Source organism: Kitasatospora sp. NPDC048298 (genome assembly GCF_043201465.1).
In the GTDB taxonomy this organism is placed as follows: domain Bacteria; phylum Actinomycetota; class Actinomycetes; order Streptomycetales; family Streptomycetaceae; genus Kitasatospora.
On the sequence record NZ_JBICYZ010000063.1, the window covers coordinates 26,212 to 48,630 of the forward strand.

Genomic DNA, 22,419 nt, shown 5'->3' on the forward strand with positions numbered 1-22,419 from the left:
CCTCATCCGGCCACGCTCGTGATCCGGGGCCGGATGTTGTGGTTGACGTGGAAGAGGTTGCTGGGGTCGTAGGCCTGCTTGACGGCGACCAGGCGGGCGTAGTTGTCGCGGTAGTCGGAGGTGACCCGCTGCTGGTCGTCGGCACTGACGAAGTTGACGTAGCCGCCGGCAGCGGAGTGCGGTTCCAGGGCCGCGTAGTAGTCGCGCACCCATGCGATGTTGGCCTCGGAGTCGGCCGGGTCGGGCCAGGCACCGACGATCACGGTGGCGAAGTCGGCGTCGCGGTAGGAGAAGGCCGTGGCATCGGGGGCAACCCGGTGGACGGCGCCGTTGAGCGGATAGACGTGGCAGGCCGAATTGACCGTCGGCACCCGCGGACCGTACTCGACGTGTGCGGCGATCGCCCCGTCGGTGAGCTCGGTGGCGAACGTGCCCTTCCAGTACTGGTGCAGGCCGGGCGGCAGCAGCGCGTCGAACATGCCCACCACCGCCGGGTACGGCATCGGGCCGACCATCTCGGCGACCACCGGCGCCACCTCTCGGTACGGCCGCACAGCCCGCTCGGCCTCCTCCATCGCGCCGCTCCAGCAGACGACCATCATCGCGAAGGTGTCGCCGTGCCGGTCCGCCGGGATGAACGGCAGTGGCGGTGCGATCTGGAATCCGGGGAAGACGCTCAGCTCCTCGGGGGCGTCCACGATGGCGTCGCGGTAGAACCGCATGATCTCGGCCGTGTGCCCCAGCTCGTAGAGGATCGGCCCGGCATAGACGTCCTGGACCGGGAAGAGCCGGTACTCGAAGGAGGTCACCACGCCGAAGTTGCCGCCCCCGCCGCGCAGCGCCCAGAACAGGTCGGGGTGGCTCCGCTCGTCGACGACCAGGAACCGGCCGTCTGCCGTCACCACGTCAGCGGAGATCAGGTTGTCGCAGGTCAGACCCAGCCTGCGCGCCAGATAGCCGAAGCCGCCGCCGAGGGTGAGCCCGCCGACCCCGGTGGTGGAGATGATCCCGCCGGTGACGGCCAGGCCGAAGGGGTAGGTCGCCGCGTTGAGGTCCGCCAGGGTGGCCCCGCCCTCGACCCGGGCCGTCCGCCGTTCCGGGTCCACCCGGACACCGCGCATCCCACCGAGATCGGCCACGATGCCGTCGTCGCAGGTCCCGTACCCCGGGGCGCTGTGCGACCCGCCGCGGACCGCCAGGTCGAGTAGGTTCTCCCGGGCGAAGTTCACCACGGCCATGACATCGCCCGCGTTGGCGCACCGCACGACCGCTGCCGGTCTCCGGTCGATCATGGCGTTGTAGACCCTGCGGGCCTCGTCATAGCTCTCGTCGCCGGCAGTGACCACCGCACCGTGCACCCGGCCCGTCAACTCTTCAACCGTCTGTTTGCTCATTTGCGCCGCTCCTGCCGTGGGCCCCGTCCTGTCAGCGGAACGATCGGCGCACTTCGCCGACGGTCCCTGGTTGGCCACCTTTCACGCTACGCCGCGCTGGTGGACGGCCCCACAGGACGCGATGTGCGACCAACGACCGTCCGAGGAATGCGGTGCCCACTCGGTAGAGGACATGGAGCCGGCAGCGGCGACCTGATGTGCTGGTTTCGGGCTGAAGTTGTCGTCGATGAAGATCAGCCAAAAGATTCGGGATGAGCACGGCGACGGTTCCAGAGCCGTCAACACCGAGTTCGACGCCGAGGAGCTGGCCGGTATGCAGGCCAAGTCCGAGGAGTTCGCCGCTCAGGGCAACCGGGTCTACCTCCCGCTCGCAGACTGACGCAGGAGCCTGGCACCTGAGCGCCGCCCCGAGAGCTTCGCTTCTCGGGGCGGCGCTTCGTTGTTCTCGCTCCGGATGCACTCCAGTATCTGCATTTTGCAGATACTGGAGCTAGAATGCAGACATGACTGCCCTCACGATCCGGGACGTCCCGGACGACCAGATCCAGACCCTGAAGGTCCGCGCAGCTCAGGCCGGCAAGTCGCTGCAGGCGTTCATGCAGGACCTGATCGCCAGGGAGGCCTCCAAGCCCACAATGGCGGAGATGATGGAAAGGCTGAACCGGGAAACCACTGCCAACGTCAGCGCCGCCGACGTTCTCGCTGCCGTCGATGAAGGGCGAGCCGGGCGTTGATCGTCATTGACTGCTCTGCCCTCGTCCTGGTTCTCACGGCCCACGGTTCCGACGGGGAGCTCATCCGCAACCGCCTGGCCGAGGCTGGGGACGTCTACGCTCCTACCCTCCTTGACTACGAGATCCAGTCAGCCCTCCTCGGCATGCAACGTGGCGGCAAGCTGACCGAGAAGGAAGTGGAGAGGGCGGTCGCCGCATACCGGCTGCTTCCCATTGCCAAACGGGAGACGCTGCCTTTCTGGGACCGGGTGAGGAAGCTGCACGCCAACCTCAGCGCCTACGACTCCCAGTACGTCGCCCTGGCGGAAGCCCTGGGCGTACCACTGATCACCAGCGATGCGAGGATCAAACGCAGCGGTGCGGCGAAGTGTGAGATCGAGGTCTTCGCCTCGATCCACCCCTGACTGACGCAACCCTGTGCAGTGGCGCCTTTGTTGACCTTCTGCTCGACGAATATCTCCAGAAGATCCGCGACGGGCACGGCGCCGGATCCACCGCCGTGAACACCGAGTTCGTCGCCGATGCCTCGGTGCATTGCCGATTCTTTGCATCTCACTTGGGTCACGCGCGGGTTGGTATCGCCGTGAATGCCGGAAACGCGCAGGTCGGGCGCCGATAGGGTGCGGCGGCCCCACCAGCTACGTTGCGCACATCAGAGGATTTCATGACCACCCCGCAGAACCCCCAGGCCCCGTCGTCCCCCGAGGCGGTTGCCGCGACTCCGTCCCCGTACGCCGAGGCCCCGCAGGCGCCGGCGCCCGCGCCCACGAAGAGCAAGCGCAAGAAGGTGCTCTCCGTGCTCGGCACGCTCGTGGTGATCGTCATCGTGGCGATCGTCAAGGTTGCCGTCCTCGACGCGGCCGACGGGCCGGTGCGCGCCAAGGTCGGCGACTGCGTGCAGGTCACCGGGACCGAGAACCACCCGAAGGTCGACACGGTCGGCTGCGGTGACAGCAAGGCCACCCACACGGTGTCGAAGGTCGTCGACAACACCTTCGACGTGAACGCCTGCGGCGGCGACTTCGACGCGCTCGCCCAGCAGATGGACAGCGAGAAGTTCGTGCTCTGCCTGACCCCGAAGAAGTGATCTGACGTCGAGCAGCCTGCCCGGGGGCGACCCCGGGCGGAGGCCGTCGAAAAAGTTTCGCGGGGAGCGATGAGTTCTCGGCGCCGTTCCGGTCTACCCCTGTGCAAGCGATCACCCGACACACAGGAGACACCGAGATGACCGAGAACCTGGGCGAGCTGACCATCACCCGCGAGCTGCCCGGCACCCCGGCGGACGCGTTCGAGGCGTACTTCGAGCCGGAGCGGTTCGTCTGCTTCTGGGGCCCGGTCGGTACCCACGTGCCGCTGGAGAGCGTGACCGTCGAGGCCAGGGTGGGCGGTCGCTACGACAGCACCATGGTGGTCGACGAGACCGGCGAGCAGTACCCGGTGAAGGCGGAGATCGCCGAGTTCCGGGCCGGCGAGTCCTTCACGATGGTGGAGGAGGGCTCGGGCATGCGCTCCACGATCACCTTCAGCGAGCTCGGCGAGGGCCGCACCCAGGTGGTGCTGCACCAGACCGAGGTGCCGGAGATGTTCCGCGGCCCGGAGGCCGAGGCCGGGCTCAACTCCAGCTTCGACCGGCTGGTCGAGCACCTCGCCGGCCGGAACTGACCGGCGGTCAGGGCGTTTCGGTGCCGTCCCGGTCCACCCCCGTGGGTCCGGGACGGCACCCGTTCAGGCGGTGGCGTCCTGCGGGTACCAGCGGAGCTCGACCGTGTTGCCGTCCGGGTCCCGGACGTAGACGGAGGTGGCGGTGCCGCGGGCGCCGAAGCGGGGGACCGGGCCTTCGAGGACGTCGAAGGTGCCCGCGTCGATGACCTCCTGCCAGTCGAGGGGATCGACGGTGAGGCAGATGTGGTCGACGTTGGACGCGTGCCGGGGGCCGTGGACCAGGTCGATGATGGTCTCGGGGGTGATCCGGACGGACGGGAACGACACCTGTCCGGCCCGCCACTCGTCGACCCGCACGGGGGCCAGGCCGAGGAGGCCGGAGTAGAAGGCCAGCGAACGCTCGACGTCGGCGACGTTCAGGACGAGGTGGTCGAAGGCTACGACGCGCATGGGTGACCGGCTCCGCTCGGGTGCGACTGCTGGGGACGGGTTCCACGATCCTCCGGGCCGCACGGGTGATCAATGCCGGATCGCCGTACGATCGTTGAGCCGGATTCAACGATCGAGGGGCGGGGCCGGGATGCTGGAACGGCTGGAGGTCGAGGTCTTCCTCGGGCTCGCCGAGGAGCTGCACTTCGGCCGGACGGCCGAGCGGCTGCACCTGACCACCGGGCGGGTCAGCCAGGTGGTGCGGAAGCTGGAGCGCCGGATCGGCGGCAAGCTGTTCGACCGCACCAGCCGCTCGGTCCGACTCACCGTGGTGGGGCGGCAGTTGGCCGACGACCTGGTCCCGGTGGTGGCGGCGATGGAGGCGGCGCTGCGTCGGGCGGAGGACGCCGGCCGGGGCGTCACCGGGGAGCTTCGGGTGGCGTTCCTCGGCGAGTGGACGGCGCCGGTGCTGCTCAGGGCGGTCGCGCTGTTCGGCGAGCGGCACCCGGAGTGCCGGGTGGACGTGCGCGAGGTGCAGCTCGCCAACTCCCGTTCGAGCCTGGAGGACGGCTCGGTCGACGTCCTGATCGCCTCCTACCCGTTCGACGGCATGGCCCGCGGCCCGGTGCTGCTGACCGAGCGGCGGGTCCTCGCGGTGGCCGCCGGGCATCCGCTGGCCGCGGAGCGGTCGGTGTCGGTCGAGGTGCTGGGCGACCACCCGGTGGTGCAGTACCCGGCCGTCACCTCGGCGGCCTTCAAGCGCGACCGCACGCCCGAGCGCACCCCGTCCGGCCGTCCGGTGCCCAAGGGGCCGTCCGGCGCGACCTTCTCCGAGCTGCTGAGCCTGGTGGCGATGGGCCGCGGTGTCCTCCCGGTCGGCGAGCACTCCCGCCGCTACTACCCGCGCCCGGACGTCGCGTACGTGCCGATCCACGACGCGCCGCCGATCGAGCGCGGCCCGGTCTGGCTGGAGAGCAACACCACCGCCCGGGTCCGCGCCTTCGTCCGGGCGGCGGCGGACGTGGTCTCGGAGGCGACCGCCGAGGCGGCGCCGCTGTGCGTGGTGGCGGCGACGGACTGACCGGAAGTTCCTGGGGAAGCGGCTCAACTCGCCCTGCGCCGACGGTAGTAGTGCACGGTGAGCACGGCGAGCAGCGGGCCCCAGGCGGCCAGCGGCAGGTAGCCGACCCAGAACGCGACGGTCTGCCAGCCGTGGGTGATCAGCCCCGAGGCCCGGTCGCCCCGGAGGGTCAGGCCGAACGCGAACATCGCCATCGAGTACGGGAAGACCATCAGCGCCGCCGAGCCCAGCCCGGCCGGGAGCACGGCGGCGAGCACCGGGACCGGCCGGCCGCCGAGGACGGGGATCCAGCGCGGCCACACCTCGCCCCAGCGGGCGACCAGGCCGAAGCAGAGGAGGGCCAGCGCCTCGCTGACCACGCTGAGCGCGAGGATGTACGCCCAGCCGCCGTCGAAGGAGGTCGGGTCCTGCTCCGGGGGCGTCGGGCCGGGTTCGAACAGCGGCAGTCCGAGGATGAAGCCGCCGATCCGCCAGAGGCAGGAGGGCAGGACGGCCAGGGTGATCGCGTACCCGGTCCGGACCGCCCAGCGGGGCACGCCCGGGGCGGGTGTGCCGTGCAGTCGTGCCCCGATCGTCCGTGCGCCCATGGTTCCGCCTCCCGCCCCGGGCGGACGCCGTCCGTCCGCCACCGGCTTCGACGTTCCCGGAATCCGCCGGCGGGGGCGTCCTCACCCGGGCTGAACCCGCTCCCCCGGGCGAGGGAGCGGGCCTTGACCCCAGGACGATGCCGGAGACGAAGCGCGCGGTCAGGGCAGCAGCAGCCCCCAGGACAGGGCCCAGGGCAGGAACACCGCCCCGGCCAGCAGCAGGGCGCCGAGCCGGAGCCGGTCGACCGGGCCGGCGGCGGCCAGGGCGGCCCGCTCCCGCCGGGCCCCGGCCGCGGCGACGGCCGCCGCCCCGAGCGCGAACAGCCCGAGCAGCTGGACGGCCAGCCAGATCACCGGGCGGCCGAACAGGACCGGCCCGGGGTACATCGCGGCGGTGAGCATCAGGAAGAGCAGGTAGCCGAGCGCGCCCAGGACGGCGGCGGTTCCGGCGAGGGCGGCCCAGCGGGCGGCCCGGGGCAGCGCGGCCGGGCGCGGGCGGCGGCGCAGACGGCGGACGGCGCCGGTCAGGGCGTAACCGGCGAAGCCGGTCAGGCACAGCAGGGTGGCGACGGCCTCGACCCAGGTCGACTCGTACCAGGGGAGCGGGTCGAGTGCGCGGCTGGCGGCGTCCTGGTGCGGGGCCGGGTCGGCGGAGGCGGTGGGGAGGCCGGTGGCGAGCCGCTGGATCCAGGCGGACTCGGTGTCGGCGTAGTCCGCCGGGAGGAGGTCGGGTCGGTCGTAGCCGTCGTCGCCGGTCAGGTGCAGGTTGTGCCGGACGCCGGGGACGGTTCGCAGCGTGTAGTGGGTGTTGCCGCCGTGGTCGAGGGCCCGGCGGATGGTCGTCGCGCTCTCCTCGGGCGCGGCCTCGCGGTCCAGCGCGCCCCATTCGGCGAGGACCGGCTGCCGGACCCGCTCCCACACCGGCACCGGGTCGTACTCGGCCTCCGGGAACAGCCCGGCGGCGGCGAGCTGCCGGACCGAGGTGTCCGCGAGCGCGGTGACCAGCGAGCCGGAGACGCCGGCGTGGTGCAGGTAGCCCCGGTACGCCCAGGCCTGCTGGCGGGCCGGGCCGAGGCCGACCGCGCCGACGGTGACCAGGTACGTCACGTCGGCGGAGCGGGTGGCGGCGAGCGTGGCCGGCCAGGCGCCCTCGGACAGGGCCCAGAGGCCGACCCGGTCCGGCGCGACCTCCGGCCGGGAGCGCAGCAGCCGTACGGCGGCCAGGGCGTCGTCGGCCAGCTGCCCGTAGTCCCGGTGGGTCATCGAGTAGCCGTCGGTGCGCTTGTCGAAGATCAGCGTGGTGACGCCGTGCCGCGCGTACGCCTCGGCGGCGGCCCGCAGCTCGGCCAGCGGGCCGGGGCCGGCGCCGGGGAGCATGACCAGCCCCGGGCCGCGGCTGCCGGCCGGCGCGGCGGGTGCGGCCAGCACCAGGCCGTGCAGGGTGGTGCCGCCCGCGCCGGTGAAGTCGACCGGGCTGGGGACCGGGTCGCCGCCCGTCGCCGACGCGGTGCTCACGGGCGCGCCGCTCATGGGCGCGGCGCTCGCCGGCCCGGCGGCGGGGAGCAGCACCGCCAGCGCCGCCAGCAGGGCCGCCAGCAGGGCGGTGGCCGGCAGCGGCGCCGGTCCGGTGCGTGACGGTCGGTCGGGTCCGGTGCTCATCGCTGGTCTCCCCCGGTCGGTCTCCACGTGTGGGTTCCAGCCTGGCGGGCGGCGCGGTCGCCGACGATGGTGGCCGCACCCGGACCGGGGGTGGGGATGTCCCCCGGGGCGCCCCCTTGCGGGAGAAGGCTCAGCCGACCTCGTCAGGCCCGGTGAAGTCGGGCGGCGTGTACCCGGGCCCGGTGAAGTCGGGCGGGGTGAAGGCGGCCGGGCGGGGCGTGCGGCCGTGGGGGTCGGTCAGCCCTTCGGGGCCGGGGCTGGTGAACCCGGGGGAGGTGTAGCCGGGCCTGCTGAAGTCCGGGCTGGTGAAGTCGGGGCCGCTGAAGTCGGGGCTGCTGAAGTCGGGCCCGGTGCCCGTCGCGGTCCGGGCCGTCGAGCCGGGCACCGGCGGCAGCGCGTCGAGCAGGTACGGGACGAGTCCGCGCTCGCGCAGCGTGGTGCGCCACTCGCGGTGGGCGTCGCCGAGTTCGGCGGCGAGTTCCGGGTCGGTGCCGGCCGGGGCGGTCGAGGCACTCTCGCGCAGGGCGGTGAGCAGCAGCCCGACGATGCCGATGGCCATCGCGGCGACGCCGGCGGCGAGCGCCACCCAGCCGGCCGTGACCAGGGAGTGGGCGAGCGCGAGGTTCGGGCTGGTGGCGCGCAGCAGGTAGCCGATCAGCAGCAGGAACAGGGCGGCGGCCCAGGCCAGGATCGGGGTGAGCACGGTGAGGGCGGGGAACAGTCCGGCGCCGCCCCCGGAGCGCAGTTGGCTGAGCAGCCCGGGCGCGGCGCTGTCGCTGCCGGGCGGCGGCGGGGGCGCGCTGTGCAGGCTCTCGCGCAGCCGGGTGTAGTGGGTGTACTCGGTGGCGGCCGCGGCGTTGATCCGGTCGGCGTCGCGCAGGGCGCTGATGCGCAGCTGGTCGGTGGTGAGCGCGCCGGGCGCGCGCAGGGCGGTGAGGACGGTGCGGTCGCGCAGGGCTTCCGTGAGGAGGCGCTCGTACTCCGCGCGGTCCTCGGCGAGCAGTGGCGGGGGGTTGGACATGGGGACCCCGTTCGTGCGGACCCCGTTCGCCGCGCCCCGGGGGCGCGCGGCCCTCAGGGCGCCGGAACGGGCGCGGAGGCGGGCCGCCGGACGGGCGGCCGGGTGTGGTGTGCCTCATGGTAGGGGCGGGCGCGCCCGGGCTGACAGTCGGTTTCCGGAATTTCGCGCCCCGGGACGCGCGCGTGCGACGGCCCGAGCGCCGGGAACAACTGTTCTGCGGCGATGGTGGGTTGACGACCGGTCGGCGGACGTGCCTGGTTCGACGGCCGCCCGGCCCACGCGCCGCCGATCAGCCGATCGGCAGCCGGGCGACCAGCAGTCGCCCCTCCATGGTGACGCCGCCGTCCATCGCCACCGCGAGGTCGTCCGCGTACACGTACGGCCCGGGGATGTGCGGCGGCTGGCCGTCGTCGTTGTGCACCGCGCCGGTGAGGTACGGGATCGGGCTGTGCCCGTGCACGATCCGGGTGCCGCCGTAGGTGTCCAGCAGCTCGTGGACGGCCATCGGCCCGGCGTCGCCGCGGAAGGCGAAGCGCTTGGTGAAGCGGCGGAAGCAGTCCCACCAGTCGTCCACGCTGCCGTCGGCGAGCAGGCCGTGCACGGCGTCGTTGACGTCGGGGATGGACTCGCCGTACTCCAGGTACGCGGTGGTGTCGGAGTGCAGCAGCAGGTGGCCGTCCTCCAGCGCGATCGCGGGCAGCCGGGAGAGCCAGCTGATGTGGTGCGCCTCCAGCCGGTCCAGGTCGTTCTGCTGGCCGCCGTTGAGCCGCCAGGCGGCGAGGAAGGAGGCGGTGCCGGCGGTGGACTGGACGGGCTCGTCGCCGTACTTGGCGGCGCCCAGGAAGAGCAGTTCGTGGTTGCCCATCAGGGCGCGGCAGTAGCCGCCGGCCGCGGCGGCCTCGGCGGCGAGCTGCATGACCAGGTCGATGACGCCGATGCCGTCGGGGCCGCGGTCGGTGAAGTCGCCGAGGAACCAGATCCGGGCGCGGCCGGCGGACCAGTGGCCGTCGTCGTCGATCAGGCCCTGGTGGCGCAGTTCGGCGCGCAGCTCCTCCAGGTAGCCGTGCACGTCGCCGACGACGTAGACGGGGCCGGGCGGCTCGCCGGGGCCGGGGGCCGGGTACGGGTAGGTCGGCGCGGCGGGGTCGGGCAGCGGGGGGCCGAGTTCGATGGTCGGCGGGTCGTCGCGGCCGGCGAGCTGGAGCGCCGGGGAGGGCTGGTCGGGCAGGGTGGGCTCGTATCCGCTCTGCTCGCGGCCGTCGTACCCGCCCTGGTCCTGGCTGTCGTAGCCGCCCGTCTCCTGGCCTTCGTAGCCGCTCTGGTCCCGCCCCTCGTAGCCGCCCTGCTCTTGGCCTTCGTACCCGCCCGTCTCCTGGCCTTCGTACCCGCCCTGTTCCCGCCCCTCGTACCCGCTGCCCGGGTGCGAGAAGGTCGGGGTGTTGTCCATGCCGATCCCCTGGGCGTGCACGGTGTGCCCCTGGCTTCCGGCGGGCCAGTGCTGCTCCAGGTAGCGGGCTCCGCCGTAGCCGCTGTAGGTCTCCCCGCCGTAGCCCTCGCCCTCGTAGGGGGCGGCCTGGTAGCCGGGGGCGGGGTCGGGTTCGTAATAGGTGCCGTACGGCAGCACGTCGAGGTCCGGCTGGTGGCGGGGGCCCGGGTGGGGGTGCTCGGGCCCGGGGAAGCGGTCCTCGGGTGTCATTCGCCCATCATAGGAAGACCACTCTCCCGGCGTCGTCACCTGGTGGGTATCCAATCCTCCGGAGCGTCAGCCGGGTGGACCCGCAAGGTCCGTTTTGTCCCGGCTCGGTACGGTCTCGTCAGCCCCGGCCGGGTACCGTGCTCCGGCTGCGGGGCTGCTGCTGCGCGGTGGTCTAAACCTCGCCCGGGGGGCGGGGCGGGCTGACGGTGGTGCGCGGATTCCGGCGTTGGGAGGACGCGCGGACGATCAGCTCGGTCGGCATCAGGGTGCCCGGCGGCGGCCCGGTGCCGGCGGTGCGGAACCGCGGTGGGAAGAGCCTGGCGATGTCGACGCCCGTCCCGGAGTCCACGCCCTCGATCGCGTCGATGAGCAGGTTGACCACGGTGGTGCCGATCTTGCGCGGTTTGAGCGAGAGCGTGGTGATCGGCGGTTCGGTGGTCGCGTAGACGTCGCTCTCGCTGCAGCAGACCAGCAGCAGGTCGTCCGGCACCCGCAGGCCGTAGCGGCGGGCGGCGGCCAGCAGGTCGGTGCCGTTGGGGTCGAACAGTCCGTAGACCGCGTCCGGCCGGTCGGGGCGGGCGAGCAGCCGGTCGGCGGCGACGGCGCCGGCGGCCGGGTCGTGCGCCGGGTAGGTCTCGTACACCGGCTCCTGCCCGACCTTGGCGCACCAGCCGAGGTAGGCCTCGGTGGACAGCCGGGTGTAGGTGTCGGTGCTGGTGCCGGTGAGCAGGCCGATCCGGCGGGCGCCGGCCTCGGAGAGGTGGTCGAGGATGCCGAGCACGGCGGCCTCGTGGTCGTTGTCGACCCAGGCGGTGACCGGGCAGTTGCCGGGTTTGCCGTCGCTGACCACCGGGACGCCGGACCGGTACAGCTCGCTCACCAGGGGGTCCTGGTCGGGCGGGTCGATCACCACGGTGCCGTCCAGGGCGATGTTGCCCCAGACGTCGTGGCGGGAGGAGGCGGGCAGCACCACCAGCGCGTAACCGCGGCCCAGGGCGGCACTGGTGGCGGCCCTGGCCATCTCGGCGAAGTACGCGAACTCGGTGAAGGTGAACGGCTCCTCGCCGTAGGTCGTGACGGTCAGCCCGATCAGGCCGGACCGGCCGGTGCGCAGGGTGCGGGCGGCCGCGGAGGGGCGGTAGCCGAGGCGCTCGGCGACCTCGCGCACCCGGCTGCGGGTCTCGTCGGGAAGGCGGCCCTTTCCGTTCAGCGCGTCGGAGACAGTGGTGATCGACACTCCGGCGGCTGCTGCCACATCCCGGATGCCGGCCCGCTCCAGACGCCGCGAGGTGGTGGGTCGCCGACCGCTCTGGTTGGCTGCTGCTGTCATGGCGGACCGATCGTATGGCTCCTGACAAGGGTCTGTGACCGGCGCATCGGGAGCCCTCGGAGATACGTTTCTCCAAGAGTGAGCCGGGGTGCGCCCCTTCGATACCCGTCTGAAACCAGCCTTCTTACCTCTGACATGTGCCAAAGGAACGCGGCAGAATGGCTGGTCTGCGCCTGTAACCCGACCGGGCATCTCACTCCTACGGGTGAGGGGCGATCGGTATCGTGCAAGGCACCCGACCGGGTGCTCCGGGTGCGACACGAGGTCCCGGGCACGGAGGCGAACCCGTCCGTGGCGGGCGAGCGCACCGGAGAGTTCCGCAACTGGAAACGGAGTACGACCGTGAGCAGTGGTACGTCAGCGCAGGGCCCGCGGCTGCGGCCGACCCTCGACGGCATCCCCACCTACAAGCCCGGCAAGCCGGCCGGCGCCGACGCCTACAAGCTGTCCTCGAACGAGAACCCCTACGAGCCGCTGCCCGGCGTGCTGGAGACGGCCGTTCAGGCGGCCGGTTCGTTCAACCGCTACCCCGACATGGGCGTCACCGAGCTGACCTCGGTGCTGGCCGAGCGCTTCGGCGTGCCCGCCGAGCACATCGCCACGGGCACCGGCTCGGTCGGCATCGCCCAGTCGCTGGTGCTCGTCACGGCCGGCCCGGGCGACGAGGTGATCTTCGCCTGGCGCTCCTTCGAGGCGTACCCGATCGTCGCCACCGTCTCCGGCGCCACCCCCGTCCCGGTGCCGCTCAAGGAGAACGGCGACCACGACCTGGACGCCATGCTCGCCGCGATCACCCCGAACACCCGGCTGGTCTTCGTCTGCAACCCCAACAACCCCACCGGCAACGTGATCCACCGCGCCGAGCTGGAGAGCTTCCTGGACGCCGTCCCGAGCGACGTCCTGGTCGTGGTGGACGAGGCCTACATCGAGTTCATCCGCGACCCCGAGGTGCCCAACGGCATCGACCTCTACCGGGACCGCCCGAACGTCTGCGTGCTGCGCACCTTCTCCAAGGCGTACGGCCTGGCCGGCCTGCGGGTCGGCTTCGCGATCGCGCACGAGCCGGTGGCCGCCGCGCTGCGCAAGGTCGCCACCCCGTTCGGCGTGAGCCAGCTCGCCCAGAACGCCGCCGTCGCCTCGCTGCGCGCCGAGGAGGCGCTGCTGGAGCGGGTGGAGGCGCTGGTCGCGGAGCGCACCCGGGTGGTGGCCGGGCTGCGCGCCCAGGGCTGGGAGATCCCGGACTCGCAGGCCAACTTCGTCTGGCTCTGGCTCGGCGAGCGCTCGTTCGAGTTCGCCGCCGCGTGCGCCGAGGCCGGCGTGGTCGTGCGGCCGTTCCCGGAGGGCGTGCGGGTGTCGATCGGCGAGGCCGAGGGCAACTCGATCTTCCTGTCGGTGGCGGAGGCCTTCCGCAAGTCGCTCTGACGTCTCTGACGTCCTGCTGTTGATCGCAGGGGCGCGCCGGTCCTCCGGCGCGCCCCTGCGGCGTTCCGCCCGGGTCGTCGACGGGCCTCCTCGGGTCTTCGACGTCCTTCGACGCCCGCCGTGCCTCCTCCCGGAAGGCTGTGGGTCGCTGGGAGCCCGCTGGGAGTTCGGCCAACGGCTGGCCACGGAGCGGCCAAGGCGCCGACGGAGGACGGGGCATCCGCCCGGAATGCCCGGATCCGGTCGGTCAGTCTTCTCCCAGTCGGTGCCCAGGGCAGCGCAAGAGCGCACCGGGAAGCTGTCCGGCATGAAGGTGCTCCCACGGCGGCGAGGCGCCGTCCTCGTCAACTCCGCGCTCGGCGTGGCCCTGCTGGGCGGGGCCGCCCTGGTGTACGCCACGGTCAGTGGCAGCTCCGGCCCGGCCTCCGCCAAGCCGACGGCCCGTACCGCGACGGTGTCCAAGGGCACCGTCCTGGCCACCGTGTCCGGAACCGGCACCCTGGTCTCACCGACCGACGCCGCCCAGGACTTCACCACCGGCGGCCGGCTCACCGCGCTCAAGGTCGCGGTCGGGGACGCCGTGAAGAAGGGGCAGGTGCTCGCCACCGTCGACACCACGGCGGCCCAGCAGCAGGTGGACGCGGCCCAGGCGTCCCTCACCACGGCCCAGGCCAACCTCACCAAGGCCCAGGCGGGTGTCACCACCACGACCACCGAGCCGCTGCCGGGCGCCACCTCCGACGCCTCTCCCGGCGCCGGGGCCGGCGGCGGCGGTGGTGGCGGCCGCGGGGCGGGCGGGAGCAGTACGCCCGCCCCGCAGACCACCACCATCACCACCACCAAGGTCGACGACGCGGCCGTGGCCCAGGCCCAGCAGCAGGTCACCACCGCCCAGACCAACCTCGCCAACGCCCAGGCGGCGCTGGCCGGGACCACCCTGACCGCCTCGGTGGACGGCACCGTCGCCTCGATCTCCGGCAAGGTCGGCGACACCGTCGGGGCCACCGGCTCCGGCTCGGGCTCCGGGACCTCCTCCTCCGGCAAGTCCACGGGGACGGGCGCGAGTTCGACGGCCGCGCCGAGCGGCTTCATCGTGCTCACCAACCCGACCGGGATGCAGGTCACCGCCAACTTCTCCGAGCTGGACTCGCTCAAGCTGAAGAAGGGCGAGGCGGCCACCGTCACCCTGAACGCCCAGTCCGACACCAAGCTCAACGCGACCGTCCTGTCGGTCAGTTCGCTGCCCAGCAGCAGCGGCTCCGGCGGTGCGGCCGGCTCCGCCGCCGTCCAGTACGCGGCCACGCTCCAGCTCTCCGGCGACACCAGCACGCTGCGCACCGGCCTCAGCGCCACCGTCCAGGTGATCACCGGTGAGGCCGACAACGCGCTCTCGCTGCCCACCTCCGCGCTCTCCGGCACCGGCGCCTCGCGCACCGCGACCCTGGTGCAGCCGGACGGCGCCTCCGAGCGGGTCACCGTCACCGTCGGGGTCGAGGGCGACAGCACGGTGCAGGTGGTCTCCGGGCTGAAGGAGGGCGACAAGGTCGAACTCCCCACCACCAGCGGCGGGAACGGCTTCCCGAACGCCTCCTTCCCGGGGGTCGGCGGCAACCGCGGCGGCAGTGGCGGTGGCGGCCAGGTCTTCCCGGGCGGCAGCGGCGGTGGGGCCGGTGGGGCCGGTGGCGGCACCGGCCGCGGCGGCAGGGGCTGAGACCAGGTCATGCGTCACGTCATCGACAAGCGCGTCCCGGCGCACCCCGTCCCGGTGATCCGGCTCCGCCGGCTCGCCAAGGCGTACGGGCACGGCGACGCCACCGTGCACGCGCTGCGCGGCCCGTCCGACCCGCGGAGCGGCGAACCGCAGGGCGTCGGCCTGGACATCGAGCAGGGCGACTACGTCGCCGTGATGGGCAGCTCCGGCTCCGGCAAGTCCACCCTGATGAACATCCTCGGCTGCCTGGACGTCCCGACCTCCGGCCAGTACCTGCTGGACGGCACCGACGTCGGCCACCTGGACGAACACCAGCTCGCACTGGTGCGCAACCGCAAGATCGGCTTCGTCTTCCAGTCCTTCAACCTGGTGCCCCGCACCACCGCCCTCGCCCAGGTCGAGCTGCCGCTCGCCTACGCGGGCGTCCGCACCGCCGAACGGCGCCGCCGGGCGATGGCCGCGCTCTCCCTGGTCGGGCTCGCCGAGCGGGCCGGCCACAAGCCCAACGAGCTGTCCGGCGGCCAGCAGCAGCGCGTCGCGGTGGCCCGGGCGCTGGTGACGGCGCCCGCGATGCTGCTCGCCGACGAGCCGACCGGCAACCTCGACAGCCGCTCGACGGAGGAGGTGCTGGCCCTGATCGACGGGCTCAACGCCACCGGCCGCACGGTCGTGCTGATCACCCACGAGGACGAGGTCGCGCGGCACGCCAAGCGGGTGCTGCGGCTGGTGGACGGGCAGATCGTGAGCGACCTCCGGCAGGCGCCCGTGGAGGGCCCGCCGCCCTACCTCGACGAGGCGGGGATGTCGTACGAGGCGGGGGCGTCGTACGGGGCGGGGGTGCCGGCGTGATCCTCTGGCAGACGCTCCGCTTCGCGGTCGGCGGCCTGGCCGCCAACAAGGTGCGCTCGGCGCTCACCATGCTCGGGGTGCTGATCGGCGTGGCCTCGGTGATCCTGCTGCTGGCCGTCGGCAACGGCTCGTCGGTGGCGGTGAAGGAGTCGATCACCTCGCTCGGCACCAACTCGCTGACGGTCAGCTCCGGTTCGGCGAACGGCGGCTCCCGGGCCACCTCCTCGGTCAAGAAGCTCACGGTCGCCGACGCCAAGGCGCTGGCGAGCGACTCCTCCAGCGGGGCGATCAGGTCGGTCGCCCCGGTGGTCACCACCAGCGCGACGGCGCTCTACGGGAACATCTCGTACAGCCCGGGCTCGGTCGTCGGCACCTACCCGTCGTACTTCGAGACCGCCAACCAGAAGGTCGCGCACGGCGAGTACTTCACCGACGACGACGTCCTCGCCTCGCGCAAGGTCGCGGTGCTCGGCGCGACCACGGCCAAGCAGCTGTTCGACACCGAGGACCCGGTCGGCAAGTCGGTGGTGCTGGGCGGCACGCCGTTCACCGTGGTCGGCGTGCTCCAGGCCAAGGGCGGCAGCGGCTTCACCGACCCCGACGACGTGGTGATCGCCCCGCTCCCGACGGTGCAGAACGCCTTCACCGGCTTCGGCTCCGTCAACCAGATCCTGGTCCAGGCCTCGTCTGCGGACAGCACCACGGCGGCTCAGTCGGAGATCACCCGGGTCCTGCTCGGGACGCACGCGATCGCCGACCCGGCCAAGGCGGACTTCCGGATCACCAGCCAGGCCTCGCTGCTCACGGCGAGGGAGAGCACGACCAAGACCTTCACCGTGCTGCTCGGCGCGGTGGCGGCGATCTCGCTGCTCGTCGGCGGGATCGGGATCACCAACATCATGCTGGTGACGGTCACCGAACGGACGCGCGAGATCGGCATCCGCAAGGCGCTCGGCGCGCCGCGCGCGGTGATCCTGGGGCAGTTCCTCACCGAGTCGACGCTGCTGTCGGTGATCGGCGCGGGGCTGGGCGTGGCGGCCGGGATCGCCGGCTCGCACTTCAGCATCGTCGGCATCAAACCGGTGGTGATCCCCGAGTCGGTGCTGGGCGCGTTCGCCATCGCCGTCGCCATCGGGCTGTTCTTCGGCAGCTACCCCGCCAACCGGGCCGCCTCGCTGCGGCCGATCGACGCCCTCCGGCACGAGTAGGACTCCATCCATGAGCAGCAGCAAAGAGATCGCCACGGTCGCCACGGCCGAGGCCGGTACGCCGGCCGAGCAGGTCGCCCTGCTCGCCACCCCGCCGGACGCGCGGGACGTGAGCGCCGAACTGGCGGCGCCGCCGAGGAGGAAGCTGCCCTGGCTCAGCCTGGTGCTGGCCGGTGGCGTGATCGCCAGCGGCGCGTTCGCGGGCGGGGTCTGGTTCCAGCAGGGCCAGGGGTCCTCCTCGGGGGGCGGGAAGTCCGCCCGTCCGGCGGCTGCCCAGACAGCTGCCGGTGGTTACGGGCAGAGCGGCTCCGGTCGTAGGGGCCAGGGCCAGGGTGGTCAGGGGCAGGGTGGACAGGGCCAGGGCCAGGGCGGGTTCGCGCGCGGCACGGTCAAGGCCGTGGACGGCAACACCGTCTACCTGACGGACAGCAACGGCAACACCATCAAGGTCACCACCGGCGACGCGACGAAGGTCCAGCTCAACAAGGAGGGCAAGGTCGCCGACCTCCAGCCCGGCCAGAGCGTGACCGTCGTCGGCACCCCCGACGCCAACGGTGGCTACACCGCCAGCCAGCTCGTCGAAGGGGCCGCAGGCACGGGCGGGTTCGGCGGCGGCTTCGGTGGTGGTGGCGGTGGAGGTGGCGGTGGTGCGCCCAGGAACCCGTCCGGCGGCTGACCCGGAGCCGACGGACGACCGCGAGGCCCTCGCCCCTTCCCTGGGCGAGGGCCTCCGCATGTGCTCGGCGCGGTCGGAAGTCAGCGCGGTCGGGGAAGGGTCAGCGCTCCCACGCCGCCTCTCGGTCCAGGTCCCGGAGGAGGTGGAGGAGGTTGAGGAGGGTGGAGACCGGCGCGTTGCCGAAGTCGACCAGGAGCCGGCCGTCCAGGATGGTCTCGCCGGCCGAGGCGGAGCCCCAGAGGAGCCCGTACGGGAGGCCGCGCCGGTGGAGTTCGCCGAGCAGGGCGGTGATGTGGGAGGGGGTGAAGTCCCGCATCCGGGGGTCGTCCGGCGCGACCGGCTCGCGGGTCACGCGGCCGAGTCCAGCTCGTACCAGACCGTTTTGCCACGCTTCTGGGGGTCGACGCCCCAACGGTGGGTGAGCCCGGCGACGAGCTGGAGGCCCCGGCCGGACTCGGCGTGGAGGTTGAGGGACTGCTCGTCGGGGAGCATGGAGCTCTCGTCCGCGACGCAGACCCGGAGGGTGCGGTCGAGGAGGGAGAAGTAGACGACGGGCGAGGCGGTGTCGGCGTGCCGCCAGGCGTTGACGATCAGCTCGTCGAGGGCCAACTCGGCGGCGATGATGGTCTCGGAGTCCCAGGCGGCGCGGGTCAGGACGTCCCGCAGGGCCTGCCGGGTGAGGGTGATCGAGGGGGTGTTACGGGTGCACACGGGAACCTCCGCGAGGCTGTGGTGTGGGGAGGAGAGGGGAGCCGTGAGCCAGGCCGGGGTGCGGTTGCTCTTCGGCAGGAGGGCAGCAGGCGCCTACTGCCCGGAAACCATGGGATGCTGACGATCCGTCGGATCGATCTGGGAATGACGATAGCGTTGATCGCCACAAACTTGTGGCGATCTGCGAGAAGTTCACCCGGACGTGGCTACCGCTCTGAGGCAGACTGATCCCATGGCCCTACGATCGAACCCGACCCTCCGTCAGCTGCGGTTGGGAGCCGAGCTGCGCAGGATGCGGGAGCAGGCCGGTCTCGGCGGCAGCCAACTCGCTCGCGCTCTTGGTATCAACCCCGCCCACGTGACCCAGATGGAGAGCGGGAAGACCGGCATCAGCGTCGAACGCCTGCGTACGATCGCCGCGTTGTGCATGTGCGTGAACGAGCCCTTGATCGATGCGCTGGCGGACATCATCACGGACCGCGACAAGGGCGGTTGGTGGGAGGAGTACCGCGGGCGCCTCTCGCAGGACTTCCTTGAGATCGCCGAGATCGAAGGTCACGCACGAGGGCTCTCGGCCTACACGATGGCCTTCATCCATGGGCTGCTTCAGACGAACGACTATGCCTCAGCCATCTTTGCTCGTTCCTATCCACTTCTTCCGGGTCACGAGGTCGACTTGAGGACGGCCTTTCGCTTGCGGCGTCAGCACATCGTCCAAGCCGAATCGACTCCGTTCGCCGCATACATCCACGAGGCCGCACTGCGCATGCAGTTCAGTGGAGCCAGGGTCCAAGCAGAGCAACTCGGTGCCCTTGTCGAAGCCTCCGAACGGCCCAACATCTCGATTCGAGTCGTGCTGTTCGATGCCGACACGATCCCGCTCCCCAATGAGAACTTCACGTATGCCGAAGGGCCAGTTCGGGAGCTTGACGCAGTCCAAGCGGACTCGGGTGTAGGCAACCTGCTCTTCGATGCGCCAGCCCACACAGCCAGATTTCGGTCACTGCTCGCCCAGATTGGTTCGGCTGCTCTCTCGGAGGAGGACTCCCGAGAGTTCATTCGGTCAATCAAGAAGAACATGGAAAGTAAATATGCGTAACTCTCCCTGGCAGAAGTCAAGTTACTCCGGCTCGAACGCCGACTGTGTTGAGGTCCGTGTGTCTGGCGCCGCGATCGAACTCCGCGAGTCCGACGAGGGCGACGTCATCGTCCGCACGACCACCCCCAGGTTCGCCGCCCTCCTCGAGGGCACGAAGGCCGGCGACTTCGATCACCTGACCACCACCACCGCCTAGCGATCCGCCCTCTGGCCTGTCGCTCCTGCGCGACAGGCCAGAGGGCGAGGCTCACTGCCCCACGTAGCTGAAGGTCCATAGCTGATTTCTGGTGGGCGGGCCGACGGTCGAGACGAGCGTGACATCGTTGCCGGTCCCATTCGATCGCAGTGCGGTGTTCTTGAACTTCATGTTCACGATCGCGCTGTGCTCCTGGGCCGTTGTCACCGCCCATTGCTGAGCGAGGTCGGCCTTGTCGCAAGGTGCCAGGATGGCGCGGTTGCCGAGACCGTTGTTCGTGATGCACGACGTGGTTCCATCTGACCTGATCGCATAGATCCCGGTCCCTCCATCCGTTTCTCCGACGTATTGGAAATCCCAGGTCACATCCAACGGGTGGGCGGTAGAAATCGAGTCCAAGGTTTGGACGTAGTTGCCGATGGGGTGATAGAGATATGTCCCATCCCCCTCGTTCCGGACGTTGGCGAAGAATCTCGCCCGGGCGGCAGTCGGCGGATCCTCGCAGTCGGCTGCGGCCGGTACCGCAGTAGCGGCCGTGAAGGCCGAAATCAGGGCCGCCCCCGCGGCTGCGACGGATACTCTCCTGGTCATGGCCACTGCTTTCTCCTCGGGCGTTCAGTTGTGCGACCTCATGCCATCGAATGGTTCCCGTGGTGAGCTGCGACCGCATGTTCTCGCCCGGCAATGACCCGATTGAATCAACCGGCTAGGTCATCCGAGTTGTTCGCCAACGATCTCATGTCCGAAAAGACTCTGTACGAACCTTGTGCTGCTACGTTCCCGTCGGCACCCATGGTCGTGGGTGCGGGAAATATCAAGGAGAGAACGAGTGAGCATCACCAGGAAGATCGCCGTAGCCGCGATGGGGGCAGTAATGCTCTCGGGTGCCGTGGTCGGCACCTCGTCTGTGGCGGCCGCCGCAGACACGGTGGGTTTCTGGGCGCGAGCGCAGAACGAGGCGGACGACACCAACCTCGCGTACACCAGCACCTGGGCAGTCGTGACTCAGAAGCCGGGGGCCACCTCCCTGGAGGGCTGGTACTTCACGAAGGTCGATGAAACCGCCGAAGGGACCGGGATCTACACGATCGAGGGAGACAACAGCAGGAACTGCGTCACCGACAAGGGGACCGGGCAGGACGTCCGACTGGAGCCCTGCGAGCCCGGGAAACTGACGCAGCAGTGGGTCGTGGACACCGGCCAGGAGCACACCACGATCGCAAGCAGGAAGAACCTGAACGAGGTCCTGACGGCGGAGGGTGTCGGCAAGAACGTCAAGCTCGTCCAGACGTACGGCAAGCCCTCGCTCAACCAGCTCTGGACCCTCATCTACTTCTAGGCCCGTAACGTCGTGGCCCCGTCGAGCCGTTGCTCGACGGGGCCACGACGTTCGAAGTGTCCGCTACCCCGCCAGCTCCACCAGCCATGGATGCCCGGGGTGCACGCGCTCCAGCCATCCACCAAGGGCCTCTCGCCTCGCCCGGCTCAGCAGCGGCAGCACGGTGCCGAAGTCCGCCTGGTCCTTGGGCCGTACCGCCTTCGCCTTGAACAGAAGCACCAACTCTGGTGCCATGTACGGAATCCCGTCGGCCGTCCGCTCGATGATCTCCTCGTACGGCAGCCGCAGCCCCTCGTCCCGTCGGCAGATCCAGGTCCCGCCGTCGTGCGGCTCGCGGAAGACGTCGAGCAGGAAGCGACCGTCCGCCGGATCCCGCAGCCAGGTCTGGTGGGTGGCCGCCAGGGCCTCGGCGCCGGCCGCCGGCCAGACCCGTCCCGAGCCTGCCGCGTCGAACACGTACTCCGGGAAGCGGTCCCGGATCTCCGGGAATCCCGCCGCGGGCACCGCGATCTCCAGGTCACCGTGCGGCCGCGACTCCCGCCCGAGGAACAGGTCCAGCGCCCAACCCGCCGCGACGCACCAGCTGGTGCTCACCCCGGCCAGCCGTTCCGCCGCCTGTTCCGGCCGCCACGGATTCGCCCACCGGGCTGCCAGTTCGTCCGCATCGAGCACGACGCCGCCGGGCGGCAATGAGTCGGTCATCATGCCAACCTACGTGCCGCACCGGCCGAATCCCGCCGGCCCGGCCACCACAGCTCAGGGCCGCTCCGACGCCAACCTGCGTGGGAAGTCGGGCCGGCCGACTTCCCACTCCGCCCTGCGTCCCCCTGACACCGGGCCGCCCCTGTCTCGTACCTTGGGGCAGGGGCACTCGCCTGCCAACTCCTCCTCAAGGGAAGCCCGTTGCCTGCACAGCACGACATCGAGTCCGAGCGCGAACTCTGGAACACGTACGCCGCCGGCATCAAGGACGACGTCTTCGACACCGGGCCGGTGTTCCGCTGGACCCAGTACGCCGATCACGGGCCCGGCGCGGAGTTGCTCGGGTCGCCGGCCAGCGCCCTGGAGATCGGGTGCGGTGCCGGCCGCGCGATGGCCGCGCTGGCCGATCTGGGCGTGAAGGTCACAGGAGTGGATCTCTCGCCCGTCATGGTCGAGAAGGTCTCCGAGCGCTGGGGGGCGTCCGGCGTCCGGATCCGGTGTGCGGAGGTCCTGGACTATCTGAGCGGCACAGACGAGACGTGGGACGCGGTCTATTCGATCTTCGGCGCAGTGTGGTTCACGGACCCGCTGAAGCTGTTCCCCCTCATCGCTTCCCGCCTGAACCCCGGCGGCATCCTGGCCTTCTCGCAACCCCCTGCCATCCCCGGCGCGTATGGCCCGCAGGGCATGTACAAGGGTGGATTCGCCGGGAGGGCGCTCTATGCGTACCGCTACTCCTACACACCCCGTAGGTGGGTCGGCCTGCTCCTGCGGAGTGGATTCGAGTCGGCGGAAGCCACGGTTCTCGACGCGCCGACCGAGGGGCACATCGGCACTCTGATCGTCACCGCCAAGGCCCGAAGGGCGCCCCGTCACTGAACTGCGGCGTACGGCCCGAACCCTCGGGCCGTAC

26 protein-coding genes are annotated in these 22,419 nt (G+C 71.3%); 15 read left to right on the forward strand and 11 right to left on the reverse strand.

Translation table 11 applies throughout. The features are described 5' to 3' along the window. Window positions 1–2 precede the first annotated feature (2 nt). Entirely contained in the window at window positions 3–1,394 is a 1,392-nt protein-coding gene (locus ACGF0D_RS33920) for an FAD-binding oxidoreductase (RefSeq protein WP_392922790.1), read from the reverse strand. Window positions 1,395–1,620: 226 nt separating this feature from the next. Between ACGF0D_RS33920 and ACGF0D_RS33925 the strand changes: the two genes are divergently transcribed. The 5 genes from ACGF0D_RS33925 (at window position 1,621) to ACGF0D_RS33945 (ending at window position 3,790) form a co-directional block, all read left to right on the forward strand. Next, complete coding sequence (locus ACGF0D_RS33925) at window positions 1,621–1,773, forward strand: thiamine biosynthesis protein ThiC (protein ID WP_392922792.1); 153 nt, start codon at window positions 1,621–1,623, stop codon at window positions 1,771–1,773. A gap of 124 nt (window positions 1,774–1,897) precedes the next feature. Next, complete coding sequence (locus tag ACGF0D_RS33930; RefSeq protein ID WP_392922794.1) at window positions 1,898–2,128, forward strand: antitoxin; 231 nt, start codon at window positions 1,898–1,900, stop codon at window positions 2,126–2,128. Beyond that, window positions 2,125–2,532, forward strand: coding sequence for a type II toxin-antitoxin system VapC family toxin (locus ACGF0D_RS33935; RefSeq protein ID WP_360242984.1), 408 nt, complete (start codon window positions 2,125–2,127; stop codon window positions 2,530–2,532). The genes ACGF0D_RS33930 and ACGF0D_RS33935 overlap by 4 nt, the downstream gene beginning before the upstream one ends. A 260-nt stretch (window positions 2,533–2,792) precedes the next feature. Then, entirely contained in the window at window positions 2,793–3,215 is a 423-nt protein-coding gene (locus tag ACGF0D_RS33940; protein WP_392881446.1) for a hypothetical protein, read from the forward strand. Between the two features lie 137 nt (window positions 3,216–3,352). Continuing rightward, complete coding sequence (locus ACGF0D_RS33945; RefSeq protein WP_392922796.1) at window positions 3,353–3,790, forward strand: SRPBCC domain-containing protein; 438 nt, start codon at window positions 3,353–3,355, stop codon at window positions 3,788–3,790. A gap of 63 nt (window positions 3,791–3,853) precedes the next feature. Here the strand turns inward: ACGF0D_RS33945 and ACGF0D_RS33950 are convergent, their stop codons facing one another. Then, window positions 3,854–4,240 carry a VOC family protein gene (locus ACGF0D_RS33950; protein ID WP_392922798.1) on the reverse strand — a complete coding sequence of 129 codons (387 nt, stop codon included), beginning with the start codon at window positions 4,238–4,240 and terminating at the stop codon, window positions 3,854–3,856. A gap of 130 nt (window positions 4,241–4,370) precedes the next feature. Between ACGF0D_RS33950 and ACGF0D_RS33955 the strand changes: the two genes are divergently transcribed. After that, entirely contained in the window at window positions 4,371–5,300 is a 930-nt protein-coding gene (locus ACGF0D_RS33955) for a LysR family transcriptional regulator (RefSeq protein WP_392922801.1), read from the forward strand. 23 nt (window positions 5,301–5,323) lie between these two features. Here the strand turns inward: ACGF0D_RS33955 and ACGF0D_RS33960 are convergent, their stop codons facing one another. From ACGF0D_RS33960 to ACGF0D_RS33980, 5 genes are all read right to left on the reverse strand, one after another. Continuing rightward, window positions 5,324–5,887 carry a hypothetical protein gene (locus ACGF0D_RS33960; RefSeq protein WP_392881457.1) on the reverse strand — a complete coding sequence of 188 codons (564 nt, stop codon included), beginning with the start codon at window positions 5,885–5,887 and terminating at the stop codon, window positions 5,324–5,326. Between the two features lie 159 nt (window positions 5,888–6,046). Beyond that, a complete protein-coding gene (locus tag ACGF0D_RS33965) occupies window positions 6,047–7,546 on the reverse strand; it encodes an alpha/beta hydrolase family protein (protein ID WP_392922804.1) in 1,500 nt (499 codons plus the stop codon). Between the two features lie 130 nt (window positions 7,547–7,676). Next, the gene (locus tag ACGF0D_RS33970; RefSeq protein ID WP_392922806.1) at window positions 7,677–8,567 is read right to left on the reverse strand and encodes a hypothetical protein; all 891 of its coding nucleotides are present in this window, start codon (window positions 8,565–8,567) and stop codon (window positions 7,677–7,679) included. A gap of 289 nt (window positions 8,568–8,856) precedes the next feature. Beyond that, window positions 8,857–10,014, reverse strand: a complete 1,158-nt coding sequence (locus ACGF0D_RS33975; RefSeq protein WP_392881930.1) for a metallophosphoesterase — start codon at window positions 10,012–10,014, stop codon at window positions 8,857–8,859. 421 nt (window positions 10,015–10,435) lie between these two features. Next, window positions 10,436–11,593 (reverse strand): LacI family DNA-binding transcriptional regulator, encoded by a 1,158-nt coding sequence (locus ACGF0D_RS33980; RefSeq protein WP_392881466.1) that lies wholly within the window; start codon window positions 11,591–11,593, stop codon window positions 10,436–10,438. Window positions 11,594–11,935: 342 nt separating this feature from the next. Here ACGF0D_RS33980 and hisC point away from each other — a divergent pair, with 342 nt between their 5' ends. From hisC to ACGF0D_RS34005, 5 genes are all read left to right on the forward strand, one after another. Then, on the forward strand, window positions 11,936–13,015 hold the full coding sequence (gene hisC, locus ACGF0D_RS33985) for a histidinol-phosphate transaminase (RefSeq protein WP_392881469.1): 1,080 nt from the start codon (window positions 11,936–11,938) through the stop codon (window positions 13,013–13,015). Between the two features lie 307 nt (window positions 13,016–13,322). Then, window positions 13,323–14,726: an efflux RND transporter periplasmic adaptor subunit gene (locus ACGF0D_RS33990; protein WP_392922808.1), complete on the forward strand. Its 1,404-nt coding sequence runs from the start codon at window positions 13,323–13,325 to the stop codon at window positions 14,724–14,726. 9 nt (window positions 14,727–14,735) lie between these two features. Further along, on the forward strand, window positions 14,736–15,575 hold the full coding sequence (locus ACGF0D_RS33995) for an ABC transporter ATP-binding protein (protein WP_392922811.1): 840 nt from the start codon (window positions 14,736–14,738) through the stop codon (window positions 15,573–15,575). Then, window positions 15,572–16,783 (forward strand): ABC transporter permease, encoded by a 1,212-nt coding sequence (locus ACGF0D_RS34000; protein ID WP_392922814.1) that lies wholly within the window; start codon window positions 15,572–15,574, stop codon window positions 16,781–16,783. Before ACGF0D_RS33995 ends, ACGF0D_RS34000 begins: the two co-directional genes overlap by 4 nt. A 10-nt stretch (window positions 16,784–16,793) precedes the next feature. After that, a complete protein-coding gene (locus ACGF0D_RS34005; RefSeq protein WP_392922817.1) occupies window positions 16,794–17,459 on the forward strand; it encodes a DUF5666 domain-containing protein in 666 nt (221 codons plus the stop codon). A 100-nt stretch (window positions 17,460–17,559) separates the two neighbouring features. On the opposite strand, the gene ACGF0D_RS34010 is transcribed toward ACGF0D_RS34005, so the two are convergent. Together ACGF0D_RS34010 and ACGF0D_RS34015 are read right to left on the reverse strand one after the other, a co-directional pair. Then, window positions 17,560–17,811, reverse strand: a complete 252-nt coding sequence (locus ACGF0D_RS34010; protein ID WP_392881484.1) for a hypothetical protein — start codon at window positions 17,809–17,811, stop codon at window positions 17,560–17,562. Continuing rightward, a complete protein-coding gene (locus tag ACGF0D_RS34015) occupies window positions 17,808–18,170 on the reverse strand; it encodes an ATP-binding protein (RefSeq protein ID WP_392881486.1) in 363 nt (120 codons plus the stop codon). The genes ACGF0D_RS34010 and ACGF0D_RS34015 overlap by 4 nt, the downstream gene beginning before the upstream one ends. Window positions 18,171–18,402: 232 nt before the next feature. On the opposite strand from ACGF0D_RS34015, the gene ACGF0D_RS34020 reads away from it, so the two are divergent. Both ACGF0D_RS34020 and ACGF0D_RS34025 read left to right on the forward strand, forming a co-directional pair. Next, entirely contained in the window at window positions 18,403–19,269 is an 867-nt protein-coding gene (locus ACGF0D_RS34020; RefSeq protein WP_392881489.1) for a helix-turn-helix domain-containing protein, read from the forward strand. After that, the gene (locus ACGF0D_RS34025; protein ID WP_392881492.1) at window positions 19,262–19,465 is read left to right on the forward strand and encodes a DUF397 domain-containing protein; all 204 of its coding nucleotides are present in this window, start codon (window positions 19,262–19,264) and stop codon (window positions 19,463–19,465) included. Before ACGF0D_RS34020 ends, ACGF0D_RS34025 begins: the two co-directional genes overlap by 8 nt. Before the next feature lie 51 nt (window positions 19,466–19,516). Here ACGF0D_RS34025 and ACGF0D_RS34030 read toward each other — a convergent pair whose 3' ends face one another. Continuing rightward, window positions 19,517–20,062 (reverse strand): hypothetical protein, encoded by a 546-nt coding sequence (locus ACGF0D_RS34030; protein WP_392881494.1) that lies wholly within the window; start codon window positions 20,060–20,062, stop codon window positions 19,517–19,519. 232 nt (window positions 20,063–20,294) lie between these two features. Between ACGF0D_RS34030 and ACGF0D_RS34035 the strand changes: the two genes are divergently transcribed. Then, a complete protein-coding gene (locus tag ACGF0D_RS34035) occupies window positions 20,295–20,804 on the forward strand; it encodes an RICIN domain-containing protein (protein ID WP_392922820.1) in 510 nt (169 codons plus the stop codon). A 63-nt stretch (window positions 20,805–20,867) separates the two neighbouring features. Here ACGF0D_RS34035 and ACGF0D_RS34040 read toward each other — a convergent pair whose 3' ends face one another. Beyond that, window positions 20,868–21,506, reverse strand: coding sequence for a nucleotidyltransferase domain-containing protein (locus ACGF0D_RS34040; protein ID WP_392922823.1), 639 nt, complete (start codon window positions 21,504–21,506; stop codon window positions 20,868–20,870). A 201-nt stretch (window positions 21,507–21,707) separates the two neighbouring features. Here ACGF0D_RS34040 and ACGF0D_RS34045 point away from each other — a divergent pair, with 201 nt between their 5' ends. Continuing rightward, a complete protein-coding gene (locus ACGF0D_RS34045; RefSeq protein ID WP_392922826.1) occupies window positions 21,708–22,385 on the forward strand; it encodes a class I SAM-dependent methyltransferase in 678 nt (225 codons plus the stop codon). Window positions 22,386–22,419 lie beyond the last annotated feature (34 nt).

Bases quoted from the DNA above. Each gene is read 5' to 3' on its own strand.
- ACGF0D_RS33940 (WP_392881446.1), top strand. From the start codon at position 2,793: ATGACCACCCCGCAGAACCCCCAGGCCCCGTCGTCCCCCGAGGCGGTT.
- ACGF0D_RS33920 (WP_392922790.1), bottom strand. From the start codon at position 1,394: ATGAGCAAACAGACGGTTGAAGAGTTGACGGGCCGGGTGCACGGTGCG.
- ACGF0D_RS34005 (WP_392922817.1), top strand. From the start codon at position 16,794: ATGAGCAGCAGCAAAGAGATCGCCACGGTCGCCACGGCCGAGGCCGGT.
- ACGF0D_RS33945 (WP_392922796.1), top strand. From the start codon at position 3,353: ATGACCGAGAACCTGGGCGAGCTGACCATCACCCGCGAGCTGCCCGGC.
- ACGF0D_RS34020 (WP_392881489.1), top strand. From the start codon at position 18,403: ATGGCCCTACGATCGAACCCGACCCTCCGTCAGCTGCGGTTGGGAGCC.
- ACGF0D_RS33980 (WP_392881466.1), bottom strand. From the start codon at position 11,593: ATGACAGCAGCAGCCAACCAGAGCGGTCGGCGACCCACCACCTCGCGG.
- ACGF0D_RS33925 (WP_392922792.1), top strand. From the start codon at position 1,621: ATGAAGATCAGCCAAAAGATTCGGGATGAGCACGGCGACGGTTCCAGA.
- ACGF0D_RS34040 (WP_392922823.1), bottom strand. From the start codon at position 21,506: ATGACCGACTCATTGCCGCCCGGCGGCGTCGTGCTCGATGCGGACGAA.
- ACGF0D_RS34025 (WP_392881492.1), top strand. From the start codon at position 19,262: ATGCGTAACTCTCCCTGGCAGAAGTCAAGTTACTCCGGCTCGAACGCC.
- ACGF0D_RS33995 (WP_392922811.1), top strand. From the start codon at position 14,736: ATGCGTCACGTCATCGACAAGCGCGTCCCGGCGCACCCCGTCCCGGTG.
- ACGF0D_RS33975 (WP_392881930.1), bottom strand. From the start codon at position 10,014: ATGGACAACACCCCGACCTTCTCGCACCCGGGCAGCGGGTACGAGGGG.
- ACGF0D_RS33950 (WP_392922798.1), bottom strand. From the start codon at position 4,240: ATGCGCGTCGTAGCCTTCGACCACCTCGTCCTGAACGTCGCCGACGTC.
- ACGF0D_RS33990 (WP_392922808.1), top strand. From the start codon at position 13,323: ATGAAGGTGCTCCCACGGCGGCGAGGCGCCGTCCTCGTCAACTCCGCG.
- ACGF0D_RS33965 (WP_392922804.1), bottom strand. From the start codon at position 7,546: ATGAGCACCGGACCCGACCGACCGTCACGCACCGGACCGGCGCCGCTG.
- ACGF0D_RS33930 (WP_392922794.1), top strand. From the start codon at position 1,898: ATGACTGCCCTCACGATCCGGGACGTCCCGGACGACCAGATCCAGACC.
- ACGF0D_RS33960 (WP_392881457.1), bottom strand. From the start codon at position 5,887: ATGGGCGCACGGACGATCGGGGCACGACTGCACGGCACACCCGCCCCG.
- ACGF0D_RS33970 (WP_392922806.1), bottom strand. From the start codon at position 8,567: ATGTCCAACCCCCCGCCACTGCTCGCCGAGGACCGCGCGGAGTACGAG.
- ACGF0D_RS33955 (WP_392922801.1), top strand. From the start codon at position 4,371: ATGCTGGAACGGCTGGAGGTCGAGGTCTTCCTCGGGCTCGCCGAGGAG.